The organism is Ichthyobacterium seriolicida, assembly GCF_002369955.1.
GTDB lineage: Bacteria > Bacteroidota > Bacteroidia > Flavobacteriales > Ichthyobacteriaceae > Ichthyobacterium > Ichthyobacterium seriolicida.
On record NZ_AP014564.1, the window covers coordinates 233,070 to 251,109 of the forward strand.

General features: G+C 32.6%; 11 protein-coding genes and 1 pseudogene. 3 read left to right on the forward strand and 9 right to left on the reverse strand.

The window, feature by feature from the left end; genetic code table 11:
* Positions 1-157 precede the first annotated feature (157 nt).
* On the reverse strand, positions 158-1,681 hold the full coding sequence (gene gpmI / locus JBKA6_RS00925) for a 2,3-bisphosphoglycerate-independent phosphoglycerate mutase (RefSeq protein ID WP_096684889.1): 1,524 nt from the start codon (positions 1,679-1,681) through the stop codon (positions 158-160).
* A 109-nt stretch (positions 1,682-1,790) separates the two neighbouring features.
* On the opposite strand from gpmI, the gene uvrB reads away from it, so the two are divergent.
* Positions 1,791-3,764 carry an excinuclease ABC subunit UvrB gene (uvrB, locus tag JBKA6_RS00930; protein WP_096684892.1) on the forward strand — a complete coding sequence of 658 codons (1,974 nt, stop codon included), beginning with the start codon at positions 1,791-1,793 and terminating at the stop codon, positions 3,762-3,764.
* Positions 3,765-3,851: 87 nt separating this feature from the next.
* On the forward strand, positions 3,852-5,582 hold the full coding sequence (locus JBKA6_RS00935) for a DEAD/DEAH box helicase (RefSeq protein ID WP_096684894.1): 1,731 nt from the start codon (positions 3,852-3,854) through the stop codon (positions 5,580-5,582).
* Positions 5,583-6,395: 813 nt separating this feature from the next.
* Here the strand turns inward: JBKA6_RS00935 and JBKA6_RS00940 are convergent.
* Positions 6,396-6,929: a transposase gene (locus JBKA6_RS00940; protein WP_096684897.1), complete on the reverse strand. Its 534-nt coding sequence runs from the start codon at positions 6,927-6,929 to the stop codon at positions 6,396-6,398.
* An 18-nt stretch (positions 6,930-6,947) separates the two neighbouring features.
* Positions 6,948-7,641: pseudogene (locus JBKA6_RS00945) on the reverse strand (IS1595-like element ISIse1 family transposase).
* A 51-nt stretch (positions 7,642-7,692) separates the two neighbouring features.
* On the opposite strand from JBKA6_RS00945, the gene JBKA6_RS00950 reads away from it, so the two are divergent.
* Positions 7,693-8,976: a BspA family leucine-rich repeat surface protein gene (locus JBKA6_RS00950; RefSeq protein ID WP_096684899.1), complete on the forward strand. Its 1,284-nt coding sequence runs from the start codon at positions 7,693-7,695 to the stop codon at positions 8,974-8,976.
* Positions 8,977-9,706: 730 nt separating this feature from the next.
* Here the strand turns inward: JBKA6_RS00950 and JBKA6_RS00955 are convergent.
* The 6 genes from JBKA6_RS00955 to JBKA6_RS00980 form a co-directional block, all read right to left on the reverse strand.
* Positions 9,707-10,948, reverse strand: a complete 1,242-nt coding sequence (locus JBKA6_RS00955) for a hypothetical protein (RefSeq protein ID WP_096684902.1) — start codon at positions 10,946-10,948, stop codon at positions 9,707-9,709.
* 43 nt (positions 10,949-10,991) lie between these two features.
* Positions 10,992-12,539: a hypothetical protein gene (locus JBKA6_RS00960; protein WP_096684905.1), complete on the reverse strand. Its 1,548-nt coding sequence runs from the start codon at positions 12,537-12,539 to the stop codon at positions 10,992-10,994.
* A gap of 7 nt (positions 12,540-12,546) precedes the next feature.
* The gene (locus tag JBKA6_RS00965; RefSeq protein WP_096684907.1) at positions 12,547-14,052 is read right to left on the reverse strand and encodes a hypothetical protein; all 1,506 of its coding nucleotides are present in this window, start codon (positions 14,050-14,052) and stop codon (positions 12,547-12,549) included.
* A gap of 186 nt (positions 14,053-14,238) precedes the next feature.
* Positions 14,239-15,447, reverse strand: a complete 1,209-nt coding sequence (locus JBKA6_RS00970; protein WP_096684910.1) for a hypothetical protein — start codon at positions 15,445-15,447, stop codon at positions 14,239-14,241.
* A 51-nt stretch (positions 15,448-15,498) separates the two neighbouring features.
* Entirely contained in the window at positions 15,499-16,722 is a 1,224-nt protein-coding gene (locus JBKA6_RS00975) for a hypothetical protein (protein WP_096684913.1), read from the reverse strand.
* Between the two features lie 56 nt (positions 16,723-16,778).
* Complete coding sequence (locus JBKA6_RS00980) at positions 16,779-18,014, reverse strand: hypothetical protein (RefSeq protein ID WP_096684916.1); 1,236 nt, start codon at positions 18,012-18,014, stop codon at positions 16,779-16,781.
* Positions 18,015-18,040 lie beyond the last annotated feature (26 nt).

Genomic DNA, 18,040 nt, shown 5'->3' on the forward strand with positions numbered 1-18,040 from the left:
AAGGGATCATATGTAATATCCATAAAATCCCCTTTAGCCTACTAATGTAGTTTTAATATCCTACTAATGATTGAATTATTTTTCTGAAAAATCAATAATCCATATTCTAAGGTGAGTTCACAAACTGTCCTACGAAATAATTTGAGATAATCAAAAATCAACTTATGAGACTTTGTCCATCGATTTGTTCAGGTTTTGGAATTCCTAAAATATCTAAAATGGTTGGGGCTACGTCGCATAATTTTCCATTTTTTACCACAAAATTTTTACAGTCCTTATCTATCAAAAAGAAAGGCACTTGACTCGTAGTATGAGCAGTATTAGGACTTCCATCTTCATTTATCATACACTCAGAATTCCCATGATCGGAAATTATTATAGTTGTATAATCGTTATTTAAGGCTACTTCTACCACAGATTCAGCACATTCGTCTACTGTTTCACAAGCTTTTATAGCAGCTTGCATGACTCCTGTATGACCCACCATATCTGGATTAGCAAAATTTAGACAAATAAAATCAGCCTCTTTTTTTTGTAATTCTACAGATATCTTGTCTCTTATATCACGAGCACTCATAGATGGCTGAAGATCGTATGTAGCAACTTTTGGAGAAGGACATAACAATCTTTTTTCCCCTTTAAATTCTTCTTCTCTCCCTCCAGAAAAGAAATATGTCACATGAGGATATTTCTCCGTCTCTGCGATACGGATCTGTTTCTTGCCATTATCGGACAATACCTCTCCCAGTGTTTTGACTAATAAATCCCTCCTGAAAATCACTTCTATATCTTTGAAATTATCATCGTAATTAGTCATGGTTATATAGTTGAGGTTTATTTTTTTCATTCCCCATTCTATGAGATCTCTTTGGCTTAAGGCCTCTGTGATCTGCCTGCATCTATCGGTTCTGAAATTATACGATATTACTAAATCTCCCTCTGATATGGTATTGTATTTTCCGTTTTCATCTGTGACTACAATAGGGTTTAAAAACTCATCGGTTATACCATTTTCATAAGATTTTTTTATTGACCGTATAGGATCATCAGTCTTTTCTCCTTTTGCATTTACCATTAAATCATAGGCTAATTTTATGCGTTCCCATCTATTATCCCTATCCATTGCATAATATCTACCTATCACACTTGATATTTTGATATGACTATCTAATGTGTATTGAGTTATATCTTCCAGGTGCTTTACTCCACTTTTAGGATCTGTATCCCTGCCATCAGTGAAAATATGTAGAAATACATTTTTCAGTTTCATTTCTTTTACAATCTTCAACAGTGCTTTGAGGTGGTTGATGTGAGAATGAATCCCACCATCTGATAACAAGCCTATAAAGTGGATTTTCTTTGCTTCGGCCTTGGCCATTGAGAAATTTTTCTTCAAAATTTCATTGTCTTTTAGAGAGTCGTTCTCTATAGATAAATTTATCTGCATCAAATCCTGATATACTACTCTTCCAGCTCCTATATTCATATGTCCTACCTCAGAATTACCCATTTGTCCTTTGGGTAACCCAACAGCTTCGCCTGAAGCATCTAAACGACTATTAGGATAATTTTTGTACAAACTATCTATAAAAGGAGTGTTTGCCTTATCTACAGCTGATACCTCCTTATTTTTTGCTATTCCCCAACCGTCTAATATGATTAGAAGTACTTTTTTATTCATTGATATTTAAGGATTACTCAATCAAAGGGTTAAAATAAAAATGTGTAATTTCGAGCGATTGTACACGTGATGATTTTATCACAATTTTTCCCATCCAAAAGTAAACTAATTGAGATTTAAATTAAGTTCAAATTTTACCCCGACTGGAGATCAACCAAGCGCCATAAAAAAGTTGGTATCTGGATTAGATAAAGGCATAAAACATCAAACATTATTGGGAATAACAGGCTCTGGCAAAACCTTCACCATGGCAAATGTAATAGAGCAGATTCAAAGACCTACACTTATATTAGCACATAATAAAACTCTAGCGGCCCAGTTATATTTGGAATTCAAAAATTTTTTTCCAGAGAATTTAGTTCATTACTTTGTTTCCTATTACGATTATTATCAGCCAGAATCTTATCTTCCACAATCGGGAACATATATAGAAAAAGACTTATCCATAAACGAAGAGATAGAATTGATGCGTCTAGCTACCACTTCTGCACTTTTTTCGGCCAGACGAGATATTTTAGTAGTGTCTTCAGTATCCTGTCTATACGGTATGGGCAACCCTCACGATTTTAAAGAGAAAACCATAGAGCTGCGCATAGGAATGCAAATAGATAGAAACAGCTTATTGAGAATGTTAGTAAGTAGCTTATACAATCGCACAGAGGAAAAATTTTCCAGAGGAACTTTCAGAGTGAGAGGCGACATAGTAGATGTCTATCCCTCTTACCTAGATGAGATATTCAGGATTTATTTTTTTGGAGATGAAATAGAAAATATAGAAACCCTAGAACCAAAGTTCAACAGGAAGTTGAGTCAATTCGACTCTATTTCTATCTATCCAGCTAATTTATTTGTCACATCAAAAGAAAAAATCAAACACGCCATTGATAATATAGCTTTGGATTTAGGAAAGAGAAAAGAAGAATTTAGAATCAAGGGCGCCAGCATAGAGGCAAAGAGAATAGAGGAGCGTACCAATTTTGATCTTGAAATGATAAAAGAATTGGGGTATTGTTCTGGCATAGAAAATTACTCTAGATATCTAGACGGAAGAGAAGAGGGCAGTAGGCCTTTTTGCTTGTTAGATTACTTCGACGACGACTTCTTAATGATAATAGATGAGAGCCATGTTACAATTCCTCAAGTTCACGCCATGTATGGAAATGACAAATCTAGAAAAGAAAATTTGGTAGAACACGGATTTAGACTTCCATCAGCCTTGGATAATAGACCCTTAAAATTTGAAGAATTCGAACAACTGCAAAATCAAACTATATATGTGAGTGCCACGCCAGCTGATTATGAAATTGACAAAAGCCAAAAGGTTATAATAGAACAAATAATAAGACCTACAGGAGTTCTGGACCCCATAATAGAGGTGCGGCCTACTGAAAATCAAATAGATGATTTAATAGAAGAAATCCGAAAAAGAACAGTCAAAGACGAAAGAGTATTAGTCACTACACTCACCAAGAGGATGTCAGAAGAATTACATAAATATTTCGATAAGATATCCATACTCTGTCGCTATATACATTCCGATGTAGATACTTTAGATAGAATAGAAATTCTAAAACAATTTAGAGAAGGTGTCTTCGACGTTATCATAGGAGTGAATCTCTTGAGAGAAGGTTTGGATTTGCCAGAGGTCTCTCTAGTTGTTATACTAGATGCCGACAAAGAGGGATTTTTGAGATCTTATCGTTCTCTTACTCAGACCATAGGCCGTGCCGCTAGAAATGTAAACGGCATGGCTATAATGTACGCCGACAACATCACTAGAAGTATGAGTAGAACCATTGAAGAGACACACAATAGAAGACAAAGACAAATAGAGTACAATTCAGCAAACGGCATTATTCCAAAAATGTTGAAAAACTCCACGAGCGCCATTAGAAAAGGTAGTAATAGTTTTGAAAAAACAAATGCCAAAAACACAGAAAATCAGATATATCACAATATTGATTTAATAAAAAAAGAGATCCGAAAAACCAAAAGAGAAATGGAAAAAGCCTCTATAGATTTAAACTTTATAGAAGCTGCTAAACTCAGGGATAAGATAAAAATTCTAAAATCTAAGCTATAATTGCGAAATTCTCAGTTTTTATCAATAATAAAAAGGAAACACTGCAAAGTAAATCGTACCTTTGCAGGCTACATTTAAGATAACTTTATGAATAAATTCAAAGAATTAGGAATTAATGACGAGCTGGCTAGAGCTATTGAAGATCTGGGATTTGAAACTCCCTCGGAAGTACAAGAAAAAAGTATCCCTATACTCATAGAAAAAGATGTGGATATAGTTAGTTTAGCTCAGACAGGTACTGGGAAAACTGCAGCTTTTGGATTGCCTTTAATTCAAAAATTAGACATTTCTAAAAAAGAAACTCAAGCTTTGATTCTCTCTCCAACTAGAGAACTATGTCTTCAGATAAGTGAAGAATTAAAAAAATATTCAAAATATATAAAAGGCATTCGCGTGGTGTCTATTTACGGAGGAGCTAATATAAACGAACAAGCCAAAGACATAAAGAGAGGAGCTCACATAATAGTAGCTACACCAGGGCGTATGTTAGATATGGTAAAGAGAAAATATCTCGATATAAGCAAAATCAGATATAATGTATTAGATGAAGCCGATGAAATGTTAAACATGGGCTTTAAAGAAGATATAGATAGTATACTATCTGAAACTCCAAAAGACAAATGTACTTGGCTGTTCTCTGCAACAATGCCTAGAGAGGTAGCTAGAATAGCTGCAAATTATATGTCTTCACCTATAGAGATTACTGTAGGAAGTAAAAATCAAGGTGCTAAAAACATATCGCATCAGTACTATATGGTGTCTTCCAGTAATAAATATCTAGCTCTCAAGAGGATAGTAGATTTTTACCCAGATATTTTCGGATTGATATTTTGCAGGACAAAAGCTGAAACTCAAATCATAACAGAACGTCTCATACAAGACGGTTATAATGTATCTTCTCTTCACGGTGATTTAACTCAAAATCAGAGAGATGCTGTGATGAAGACTTTTAGAAGCAAACAAATACAAATATTAGTAGCAACGGATGTGGCTGCTAGAGGTATAGACGTAGATGATATCAGTCATGTTATAAATTATCAGTTGCCCGACGAACCAGAGGTTTATACTCATCGTTCTGGAAGGACAGCGCGTGCAGGGCGTAATGGCTTGTCTATTTCCATAATTACATCAAAAGACAAGCATAAAATCAAGACTATAGAGCGTATTGCAAAATCTACCTTTGAACAATTACAAGTTCCAAAAGGGGAAGAGATATGCGAGAAACAGCTCTTTAGCATAGTAAAAAAGGTACACGATACAGAAGTTCAAGAAGAACAAATAGCTAAATTTCTACCTAAAATTGAAAAGGAGTTAGAACATATGTCCAAAGAGGATATAATAAAGAAATTTGTCTCCATGGAGTTTAATATTTTTCTAAAGTACTATAAAAACACTCGAGATTTAAACGATTATGCTGACGAACATAGCAGTGGAACTAAAAGGATATTTATCAACATTGGTGAAAAAGATGGGTTTCAATGGGATAGCTTAAAAGATTTCTTAAAAGAAAATCTAGAATTATTCAACAATGAGATTAGCGGTGTAGATGTAAAAGAAAAATTTTCATTTTTCAACATTGTAGACGATAAATCCGAATACGTCATAGAAAGGTTAAATGGATTAGATATAAATGGAAGAAGCTTATCAGCTGAGATCTCTTTAAAGAGGAAGGGTTTTGGTCCTTCAGGTGGAAGAGGCAGAAGCTTCAATTCTAGAAATAGAGGCTTTGATTCAGGGAATAGACGAAATGATGATTATAAAAGACCTAGAAGCGGCGGCGGCGGCTTCAAAAGTAGATATAACAGAAATAGAGATTGATTATTCTGACCTATTCAGACTCTATCGCACAAAGTGTCTAAATTGTAGATAAAGACTCGACACTATCTCAATAAAGTGTGTAAAGTTTATGTTTCTGATAAAATTAACACCTCATATCAAATATTGAAATATAACTATGAATAATCTGTGCTAAGGCTATTATATCAAGCTCTCTCGCTTCTTTGATACCGTAACTAGGGACTCTAGACCTTTTGTACTTTTCTTCTTTGGTATTCTGGTTAAAGCTCTTTTGAAAAAATTAGAAAATACTGTCGGAATGCCATATTTTATTGCCTTACTATGAAATATAGTAAAAAAAATACAGCTTAGTAAATTAGATAAAGGCAAATAGTTTTTTACGGCAGTAAAACAAAAAAGCCGCTTAGGATTTTACCTCAAGCGGCCATTAAACAATAACACAATAGTCTACCTTATTCAGAATATCACTGACTATTCATATTTTAAAAAGGGTTATTTAACTACTTTTTTTAGGATACTTGTCATTGCTCTTATTAGTGCAGCTAGAATTAGAATTATTAGAAGACATTCCTGATCCATGAAGCATCCCTGTCACGATAGTACTACTTGGTAATTTCCAAGAACTTAACCCGCATTATTCATAGTCATATTAAAATAGATTAGACGTGATATTTTTTCCTTAACTTTTTTACTAATCGAAGAGAACTCATCTTCTTTGTCGTTTTTTTGCACCTTTTTTTAGGATGACAATGCTCTTTTTTAGTGTTTTTACATGGTTTTTTAACGACAAGGCGTAACTATCCCAAGCTTGTTCATTTCACAAATAAACAACCGTTACTGGGTAATAATTTCCCGAAATAAACCCTTGTAAACAAAAGATTTAGATAGCTGGTAATAGATTCGCCTTTTGGTAATTTTAATCGTTGCTCCTACCTTGAGAAGATAGGTTCTAATCGAACTGATTAACCATTTTTTTGCTACTTCAAATCTTGTTTTCTTTATCTTCTGTTTCAGTAATAAAAACATTTCATAGGCAAGACTACTCATCATAAGTCGAAAAAAATTAGCAAGAAAACTATGATTTGACAAACGATCAGAAAAACACATATTTTTAACTTCTTTTATTCTATTTTCACTTGAATCACCTCTTTTAACATAAAAGTCAAAGTAAATTTTTCTAGCATCCTTTTGGGGAAGATTACTAGAAAAATGCCTTATGTTCATCCCTAATCCTGTACTCTCAACTTTAGAATAGCACTGTTGAGGCTTGTGCCAACTCTTGGCTTTGTACGTAAAACTCATAAAATGTTGGTGCTTCTCTCCATGATCTAAATACATTTTTTTTACAGCATTTTTTGACCGAGACACCTTTCTTTTAAACTTGGTTCAAGACAACTTAAGGGGATTTTTTCTTATCCATTTTAACATACAAAAATACAAATTTTCATTTCGATAATTAAACCTCAATTCACACTCTTTTAGATGATAATAAAACTTGTGCTTATGGACTCCTCTAAACCTGGATAATCGAACTTTACATAGTCCCCAAAAATTCTCAATTCCATTAATGTGATTTACTCCTTTAGCAAATTCATTTTCACTATGTTTTACTCTATAATGCCTCTTATAACCATAGTTTACCAAGCCGTCATAAGACTTAAATCCATCAGTATAAATTGTACTTTCTTTACTTGCTCTGCTCTCTATAATAGGCATTATTACTGATGATGAGCAGTTTTTTACAATTTGTGTATAAACTTTACCCTCTCTCTTTAACATACCAAATACTGGAACTTTTTCCTCCTGATCCTCGTCCCCTTTTTCCCCTAACTCGTTTAGCTCCAAAATAACTCTCATCTAATTCTATTTCCCCTTGATTAAAGGGACTTTCTTCTTCGCATTTTTGAACAATTAACAAACGTAATTTGTCAAAAATTTTGTTGATAGTATAACGACTTACATTAGTCAATTTACTAACTTTTTTCGCTTCAATATCTAGGCAAAATAACCGTAAAATAGACCTGAATTTTGCCTCAGAAATTCTTGAACGAATTATATACTTGTTTTTCATAGATAACATAAGGGGTTACACGCATGTAAATTTACCTTAAGTTGTCTTGAACCTAAAATATTGTCTTTTAGTATTGATAAACCTGATAATGTAAAAGCCAATATATCAACAAGTATTGATGAAGGAAATTCAAGTATATCTATATCACTAACAGAGTTATCTTACTATGATTTAGAAAAAATAAAAAGCATAGTGCCGTCAATACAAATTTCAAAATCTGCTTCTATATCTGATAATTCTAAAAATATAGACCTTTCAACGATTCCTACAGAAGCTCTGAAATACACAGTAACAGCAGGGAATGGAGAAACTAGAGATTACACTGTGAATATTACCCATAAGTTAAAGAAATTTATTTCAAAATGGAATTTGGGTGCAAACCAACAAATAAAATTACCTATTTACGATGGTGGAGACTATGATTTTACAGTAGACTGGGGAGATGGAACAAAACAAACAGTTACTTCTCATACTAAAGCTTCACATGGATATCAAACAGGAGGTGATAAAACTATAACTATTACAGGAAAAATAGAAGGCTTTAACTTCGGAAAGGTTCCAGGTAGCAAGGATAAAATATTAGAGATATCAGATTGGGGTGATCTGAAATTAGGGAATAGTATTAGTTATACTTATACTTATAGAGTTTCCCAGGATCAGAATCAGACTAATCCTAGGACTGAGACTGTGACTATGATTGCAGGATGCTTTCAAGAATGCTATAATTTAGTAACATTACCCGCAGAAGCCCCAAATTTAGAAGAGGTTACGAATATGTCTTCGATGTTTTCAAGAGCTGAAAAATTCAATAGCGACATAAGTAAATGGGACGTGTCTAAGGTTACGAATATGTCGCAGATGTTTTCAGGTGCTACAAAATTCAATAGCGACATAAGCAAATGGAATGTGTCTAAGGTTACGAATATGTCTTCGATGTTTTCAAGTGCTACAAAATTCAATAGCGACATAAGTAAATGGGACGTGTCTAAGGTTACGAATATGTCGCAGATGTTTTCAGGTGCTATAGCTTTCAATCAAGACATAGGTAGTTGGAATGTCTCTAATGTTACTGATATGATAGGAATGTTTAATTACGCCATAGTTTTCAATCAAAATATAGGTAGTTGGAATGTCTCTAATGTTACTAATATGTTGTCGATGTTTTCAAATGCTACAGCTTTCAATCAAAACTTAAGCAGCTGGAATGTGCCAAGTAGTACTAGCATGGAATACATGTTTCGAAATTCAGGAATGCCTTATAGTGACTCTGATAGTAACACTGCTAATAGCAGGCATCCAAACTTAAACCAGCATGAGTATCAAGATCTCAATAATATAAATTAGTATTATTATTTGATAGCCGTTTGGGGTAAATCTCAAGCGGCTTTTTTGTTTTACTGCCATCGATTAATAATTTGCTTACTTAAAGCAATCAAAAGCCTTGAATTAACTGAGATTTAAGAGGCTCATATTTGTGATAAATAGAATGTTTTAGTGCAAGAATTGTTAGACTTCGACTAAGTCGGCCTCATAAGCATACAAAAAGAGCCCAAAGCTAAAGGGCTATTTCCTTAAATCCGAATAAAATCAAAGGATTCAAGCGTCTTTATTAATCGAACTCAGGTTATAAGTAGTCATTGATGAACTCAGATTTATAAATGATATATTTTTATTCCTCATTTTTGGGGAATATCTAAAATGATTATTTTTGGTTGAAACCCTTTAAACCTGAGTTCGATTAATAATTTACTTAATTAAAGTACTTAAAAAACCTTCAACTAACTGGCGTTAAAGAGATTCGTGTTTATGACAAATAGAATGTTTTAGTGCAAGAATTGTTAAATTCCATTAAATCGGCCTCATAAGCATAAAAGAGCCCAAAACTAAAAGGGCATTCCCTTAAATGCTAATAAAATCAAAGGGTTTGAGTGATTTATTAATCAAACTCAGGCTAAAAAAGAGCATTTTCATGTTAAAAAATGTATCAAAAAAGACGATGTCTTTTCGATTAACAAAAAAGTTAATGAAAAAGATCATGTCTAGTCCGTTTTCATATGACTATGAATAATCCGTTTTAACTTTTTTTTGTGGATTTGTTTATCTCCATTAAATAATAAACATCATATTTATTCTTAAATATTAATTTATAGAATTTTTGAGTTATCCCATCTTGGGCTACTACTTTAAAAACTATACCATTATCTGCTTGAGGCATTTGATTTTCCACTTTAAATATTTTTGATGGATCTCTTGGACAAATTCGTTGTTTAAATGACTCGTTGCAATTAGTTCCTTTAAGATCTTCAATACTAAAAAACGCACCATCTGGAAGAATACTTCCATCAGCTATAAATGAAAAATTTGGTAGAGTTTTACCTGTCTCCATTTTATCTCCATTGAGATGTCCGACATCAAACGCTTTTGATGTATCATTAAATATAGTAGCACTGCCTGATAAAACACCACCATCAAAGTGCATTTCTATAGGGTTTGTCTCTGAATCTCCTGAATTTACAGTAATATCCTTAGTAAGAACGGGGGTAACAATAATGCTTTTACTTAAATTAGAGCATTCTGATTTACTGCCACTGTGAATATTTTCACAAACGTAACTATTGTTAACTTTAGGACCATTATGCTTGTAATCAGTAGTGAAAGAAAAATTGCTAATCTTAGCATCTTTTTTTGTATCAATAGGAAAAAGATCACAATTAGATAACTTAGTTTCGTTATCATCATATTTAAAGTGTATCTTGTAAATTTTCTTACTATTTCTCGATCCAACTTTTTTAGAAAACTTTATGTACTTAGTAATACCTACAAGCATATTAGAGTGACTGAACTCGTAACGTTTTATAGTAACAGGAAACTCTACGCTCATAGAATTAACCGTCTCAGAGATTTTAGATACTGGATGTTCAGTCAAAATAACATTATCAGGAGCCTTTACAAAAGAAATAGTAGCATTAAGCGTGCCAAGCTTATCTATGTTTAATGTCTGATTATACGGAACTTTTACATATATATCATTCTTTACGATACTGATCTTTGAATTAAGAGTTGCTTCTTCTTCATCGGTGTATTGTGAGATTTTTCCAGGAGTCTTTTTAACAAACAAGCCCCTGTATAATTCAGTTAACTCATTGCCATTGGAAATCTTATTATTTTTCCTTGAAAAAATAACGCTCTTAATCTCAACTAATTTTGAAGCATATATTTCTCCCTCTTCATCTGCTGTAACATTATCGTTTCTACAAGAAAAGATAATAAGACCTGTAATTAGGACTAATAACGAATTATTAAATGTTTTTTTCATTTTTTTAACTTTTTATAATTATACCCATAACTCAAATATTAACTTAATCTGTAGTAAGTTTTGAAGATGAATTTTGGTATTTATTTTCAAATAACAGCCTATATATCTTATATGTTATTCCATCTTGAGCAACTACCTTAAAAATTATGCCATTATTTCTATATGGCATTTTATTAGATACCTCAAACAATTTAGATGGATCTTTTGGACAAATGATTTGAGCATAACACTTAGTGCCTTTAAGTCCTTCTGTACTAAAAAATGCTCCATCGGGAAGTACAATATTATCAGCTATAAACTTAAAATTTGGCATTTCCTTTCCAGCTGCTAGCTTATATCCACTTACAAGGGCAACATCGAAGGTGTTTTTAGTTATGTTAACGTTTTTATTATCTATTTTTCTCCAATAATCTTTTCTAAAGTGAATCTCTATAGGATTTTCCTCTGTGCTACCCATATTACCTGTTATTGACTTAGTGAGAACAGGTGTAATACTAACATCATTTTTTATTTCTCCCGTACAAGGCCATTGTCCATGTCCACTAGCTAAGAGTAAACACATATAAGTATTATTAACTTTTTCATTATCATGCACATAATTTTTGGTAAAAGCCAGGTTATCTACCGACTTTCCTAATTCCAAATTAACAGGGAAAAGATCACAATTAGACGAAGGAATAATAGATTTATCATATTCAAAATGCACAAAATAATCTTCTGTGATAACTTCAGATCCATAATCTTTAGAAAACCTCACGTGCTTGCTAATACCACTAAGCATGTTGGAATGAGTGAACTCGTGTTTACCCATAGTAATAGGTAAATCTAAATCAAGTGATTTGATCCTAACAGAAGATAAAGGAGGTTTTTGTATTAAATCAACACCATCAGGAACTTTTTTAAAGGTTATTACAGCATTAAGATTTCCAGTAGCATTATCAAGCCCTAAGGATCCGTTGTATGGAAATTTAACATAAATGTCATTTTTATCGATAGTAATTTTTGAATTAAGTATTATTTCCTCATCTGTATAATCTTCAAATTTCCTCTGTGGAGTCTTGTTAATAAACATCCCTTTGTATAGGGCAGTAACTGAATCTATGCTACCAGTAATTTTATTATTTTCCTTTGAAAATTTAAAACTCTCAATCTCTACTAATTTTGGAGCCTTTATCTTATTTAGTTTTACTGAAATTTCAGTTTTCTTTACCTTGTCCCCATCAGTGCTTGTCAATGTGTATTTGACACCATCGGGAGTATCAAAATCCTGAGGCTCATCAGTTGAAGGTGTTATGCTAAAACCATCGTGTAGCTTTATAGTCGGAGTTAATCCTTCAAGGATAGTCTCATGTGGAACCCTATTAAAATAAATACCTTTATGTCCAGCTGCAACTGGTGAAAGCTCTTCATTTTCGTCTAGATTATTATCTATATTTTTTTTACCCTCAAACGTAAAAGATTTTATACCATAGCCGTATTTTTTAACAGCAGTATTGTACGAAATCTCCTTTTTACTAGGTTCTTTTTCACAAGAAAAGACAATAATTCCTATCATCAAAACGATGGATAATTTTTTAAATACTTTTTTCATTTCTTACTTATTTTTTAGCCGTTGATACAACACTAAGTACTGACGAATTATCCTTGTATTTATTTTCAAATAATAGCCTGTATATTTTATAGTTTACCCCATTTTGAGCAACTACCTTAAAAATTATACCATTATTTTTAAGTGGAATTAGATTATACATATTAAACAATTCAGTTGGATTCTGAACACATATATTTTGAACTCTCGGCTTATTACAATTAGATCCTCTAAGTCCTTCTATACTAAAAAATGCTCCATCGGGGAGGACAACATTATCAGCTATAAACTTAAAATTTGGCATTTTCTTTCCATCTGCTAGCTTTTTTAAATCATTTTTAAGAGCAATATCAAACACATTTTTTGCACCCATCGAAACCTCTTTTTTGAAATGAATTTCTATAGGAGAACTCTCTGAAAATCCCATATCATCGGTTATTAACTTAGTAAGTACAGGTGTAATAGTGGGAACATTTACGGCTCCACAAGGCCATTGATCAGCGCCTTTATCGTTTTTTTGGGCTAAAAGCGAACACATATAAGTATTATTAACTTTTTCACCATTGTGTAAATAATCCTTAGTGAAAGCCAGATTATCAACTGATTCGCCTAATCCTAAAGTAACTGGAAAAAGATCACACTGATCTGAAAGTTCATCCGTATCATACTGAAAATGAACTAAATAATCCTCTATAAGATTTTTAGATCCAAAATCTTTAGAAAATCTAATTCGCTTGGTAATACCTCTGAGCATATTAGCATGACTAAACTCTTTATTTCCAATATTAATAGGAACTTCTAGATTGATGGAATTAACGCTAACTGGCGATAAAGGCAAACCATTTATTAAACTAACATTATCAGGAGTATTTGCAAAAGTAACTGTAGCGGTAAGATTACCAGCTTCTTTTACTTCTAAGACTGGATTATACGGGATTTGAACATAAATATCATTTTTTATAATAGAAATTTTTGCATTAAACTCTTTCTCTTCACGATCATAGGCTTCATAGGTCCTTTCTGGAGTTTTCTTAATAAAAAAGCCTTTGTAGAATTCATTAACTGACTCACTATCATCACTGAGCTTATTCTTATCTTTTGAAAATACAACACTCTTAATTTCTACTAACTTTTTAGCATTAGCTATATCTATCTTTACATTGACTTGGGTTTTACCTGAAATAGATCTTACGGTATATTTAACGCCTTTACCCCGACTAAAATCTTGAGGCTCATCAGCTGAAGGACTTATACTAACTCCCTGAGGGAGAGTTATAGTAGGCATTAATCCTTTAAGATTAGCGCCAAAGGGAGCGTTGAAATAAATATTATGCTCATCAGCCGCAACTGGAGTTAAATTTCCACCTAATTTTTTACCCGCATTTTTTACATTTTCAAACTCAAAAATATTTATATAGTTCTCTACGATATACGAATTCTCCTTCTTTTTACAAGAGACTAAAAAAATCGCTGTCGATATTAGAAATATCGATAAACTTTTAAATAAGTAATTCATGTTATTTAAATTTTAAAAATTCAAAAAACTATCAATCCATTAGTATAATTTGATTAAAAAAATATGAAAAGAAAAATCTTTATTGATATTAGACATCACCCAAATAGTGACTTCTTAAACTCAGAATAAAGAAGCTGCCTCGGTTTTGAGACAGCTTCTTTTTTCTAAACAAGAGTAAAATATTATTTAGCTAGTGGTGTTATAAAAAGGAGGAATATATTTATTCTTGAATGTTAATTTATAGAATTTTTGATCTGTTCCATTCTGCGCTACTACTTTAAAAATTATACTATTATGTTTGGTTGGCATTGGATTAGATATTTTGAACGGTTTTGATGGATCTCTTGGACAGATTCTTTCAGAAAAAGCTTTACCACAATTAGTTCCCTCAAGACCTTCTATACTGAAGAATGCCCCATCTGGAAGAACAGCTCCATCAGCTATAAATGTAAAGTTTGGCATTGATTTACTGTCATCTATTTTATCCATTTCAAGATGAGCAACATCAAATATTGTATCCGTAGAACTGGAATTAAAAGTAGTTGTTTTAGCACTTGCTGATAAAGTTCCCCCGCCAAAGTGAATTTCTATAGCATTTGCTTCTGAAAGCCCATCTTTACTGGATGTATTTGAAAATACAGGGGTAACAACATTCCCTGTTTTAGTTAAGCTAGAACATTTTGCATAATTCTCTTTGGTATTTTCACACACATAGCTATTATTTAATTTTGTTTCTCCAATGGTATAATCTCTAGTAAAAGAAAGTTGAGTAATAGGGGCATTCGCAGTCGTAGTAGTGAAGAGATCACATTTAGCTGATTTAGTTTCCTTTTTGTCATATTGGAAATGCACAAAATAATCGAAAGCAACATTTTTAGATCCTACTTTTTTAGAAAACCTTATGTTTTTGGTAATAATACCATCATCTTTTAAGTTATCATGAGACAACTCACAAGCTCTAATCCTGATTGGGATGTCAAAAGTAGTAGAAGCAATTTTAGTAGACGAAGAAACTAAAGTAACATCAGTAGGAACCTTTGCAAGAGTTACTGTAGCATTAAGTTTACCAACCTCTTTGACTTTTAGCACTTGGTTATAAGGTATATTTACATAAATATCATTTTCCTTAATTTCAATTTTTGAACTAAGTGCGTTTTCTTCAGCAGTAGAGTATTTTGAAAAATCCGAAGGAGTCTTTTTAATAAACAAGCCTTTGTATAATTCCGTTAACTCTTGTTTGCCCTCAACTTTATTCTTGTCCTTTAAGAAAGAGACGCTTTTAATCTCTACTTCTCCCCCATTTAAACCTGCAACATCATCTGGATCTTTATCACAGGAAAATACAATAACTCCAGAAGCTAGCATTGCTAACAAATTTTTAAATATTTTTTTCATTTTTTTAGAATTTAATAACTGTTTACTTTTAGATAAGATCAAAACGTTAAATTAGCCAGTAGTCCAATTCGTAGTATACTTATTCTTAAATATTAATTTGTAGAACTTTTGGCTTGTTCCATCTTGAGCTACTACTTTAAAAATTATACCGTTATCTGCACCAGGCATTGGATTAGTTATCTTAAATGGTTTTGATGGGTCTTTTGGACAGATTCTTTTAGAAAAAGCTTTACCACAATCTGTCCCTGTAACGCCTTCAATACTAAAAAACGCTCCATCTGGAAGAATAGCCCCATCAGCTATAAATGTAAAGTTTGGCATTGTAAACTTTGCGGTTTTAGCTGCATTATCTGTAGCGTTATAATCATGATCAAGAATCGCAATATCAAATGAGTTCCCTATGAAATCATTGAAACTAGTCGCAGAGAAACCAGCACCCAAAGTCCCCCCATTAAAATGCAATTCTATAGCATTTGTTTCTGAATCTCCAGTTTTAGTAGTCTCACTACGCACAGGAGTAACAGCTGTAGAAGTTTTACTTAAACTCGAACATTTTGCATGACCGTCACTAGCATTTTCACACACATAGCTGTTATTAGCTTTTAGTGTTGTGCTAATCGCATAATCTCTAGTAAAAGAAAGGTTGGTAATTGCAGCGTTTTGAGCCGTACCAGTAGGAAAAAGATTACATTCAGTTGATTTAGTTTGCTTTTTGTCGTATTGGAAATGCACAAAGTAATCGAAAGCAACATTTTTAGATCCTACTTTTTTAGAAAACCTTATGTTTTTGGTAATAATACCATCATCTTTTAAGTTATCATAAGATAATTCACAAGCTCCAATCCTGATTGGGATATCAAAGGTAGTAGAAGCAATTTTAGTAGACGAAGAAACTAAAGTAACATCAGTAGGAACCTTTGAAAGAGTTACTGTAGCATTAAGGTTACCAACTTCTTTCACCTTTAGCACTTGGTTATAAGGTATATTTACATAAATATCATTTTCTTTAATTTCAATTTTTGAACTAAGTGCGGTTTCTTCAGCAGTAGAGTATTTTGAAATATCCGAAGGAGTCTTTTTAATAAACAAGCCTTTGTATAATTCAGTTAACTCTTGTTTGCCCTCAACTTTATTCTTGTCCTTTAAGAAAGAGACGCTTTTAATCTCTACTTCTCCCCCCTTTAAACCTGTAACATCATCTGGATCTTTATCACAAGAAAATACAATAACTCCAGAAGCTAGCAATGCTAGCATATTTTTAAATATTTTTTTCATTTTTTTTAGAATTTAATAAATGTTTCATTTTAAATAAGATTAAAAGGACAAACTAACTATGCAGATAGTGCCTTCCATTGAGTCTCGTTAGGATACTTATTCTTAAATATTAATTTGTAGAACTTTTGGTTTGTTCCATCCTGAGCTACTACTTTAAAGATTATACCATTATTTGCACCAGGCATTGAATTAGATACTCTAAATGGTTTTGATGGATCTCTTGGACAGATTCTTTGTTTATATTCACCTTTGCAATCTGTTCCTGTAAGACCTTCGGTGCTAAAAAACGCTCCATCTGGAAGAACAACTTTATCAGCTATAAATGTAAAGTTTGGCATTGTAAACTTTGCTACGGGTTTCTTCCCGTTAGAAATCGTATAATCCAATTCTATATGAGCAACATCAAATGCTTTACTATTATCACTAATAGTAGTAGTACTATTACTAGTCCTAGCATAGGTCCCTCCTTCGAAATGGATTTCTATAGCATTTGTTTCTGAATCTCCAGTTTTAGTAGTCTCACTACGCACAGGAGTAACAGTAGTTCCTGATTTACTAAAGCCGTCACATTTTGCATGACCAGCAATAGCATTTTCACACACATAGCTGTTATTAGCTTGTAGTGTTGTACTAATCTGATAATCTCTAGTAAAAGAAAGGTTAGTAATAGCGGTATTCGCAGTCGTTGTAGTAGCGAAGAGATCACAGTCAGTTGATTTAGTTTGCTTTTTGTCGTATTGAAAATGCACAAAATAATCGAAAGCAACATCTTTAGATCCTACTTTTTTAGAAAACCTTATGTTTTTGGTAACAACACCATCATCTTTTAAGTTATCATGAGACAACTCACAAGCTCCAATCCTGATTGGGATATCAAAGGTAGTAGAAGCAATTTTAGTAGACGAAGAAACTAAAGTAACATCAGTAGGGACCTTTGAAAGAGTTACTGTAGCATTAAGGTTACCAACTTCTTTCACCTTTAGCACTTGGTTATAAGGTATATTTACATAAATATCATTTTCTTTAATTTCAATTTTTGAACTAAGTGCGGTTTCTTCAGCAGTAGAGTATTTTGAAATATCCGAAGGAGTCTTTTTAATAAACAAGCCTTTGTATAATTCAGTTAACTCTTGTTTGCCCTCAACTTTATTCTTGTCCTTTAAGAAAGAGACGCTTTTAATCTCTACTTCTCCCCCCTTTAAACCTGTAACATCATCTGGATCTTTATCACAGGAAAATACAATAACTCCAGAAGCTAGCAATGCTAGCATATTTTTAAATATTCTTTTCATTTTTTTAGAATTTAATAAATGTTTAC

Bases quoted from the DNA above. Each gene is read 5' to 3' on its own strand.
- gpmI (WP_096684889.1), bottom strand. From the start codon at position 1,681: ATGAATAAAAAAGTACTTCTAATCATATTAGACGGTTGGGGAATAGCA.
- JBKA6_RS00935 (WP_096684894.1), top strand. From the start codon at position 3,852: ATGAATAAATTCAAAGAATTAGGAATTAATGACGAGCTGGCTAGAGCT.
- JBKA6_RS00955 (WP_096684902.1), bottom strand. From the start codon at position 10,948: ATGAAAAAAACATTTAATAATTCGTTATTAGTCCTAATTACAGGTCTT.
- JBKA6_RS00960 (WP_096684905.1), bottom strand. From the start codon at position 12,539: ATGAAAAAAGTATTTAAAAAATTATCCATCGTTTTGATGATAGGAATT.
- JBKA6_RS00965 (WP_096684907.1), bottom strand. From the start codon at position 14,052: ATGAATTACTTATTTAAAAGTTTATCGATATTTCTAATATCGACAGCG.
- JBKA6_RS00970 (WP_096684910.1), bottom strand. From the start codon at position 15,447: ATGAAAAAAATATTTAAAAATTTGTTAGCAATGCTAGCTTCTGGAGTT.
- JBKA6_RS00975 (WP_096684913.1), bottom strand. From the start codon at position 16,722: ATGAAAAAAATATTTAAAAATATGCTAGCATTGCTAGCTTCTGGAGTT.
- JBKA6_RS00980 (WP_096684916.1), bottom strand. From the start codon at position 18,014: ATGAAAAGAATATTTAAAAATATGCTAGCATTGCTAGCTTCTGGAGTT.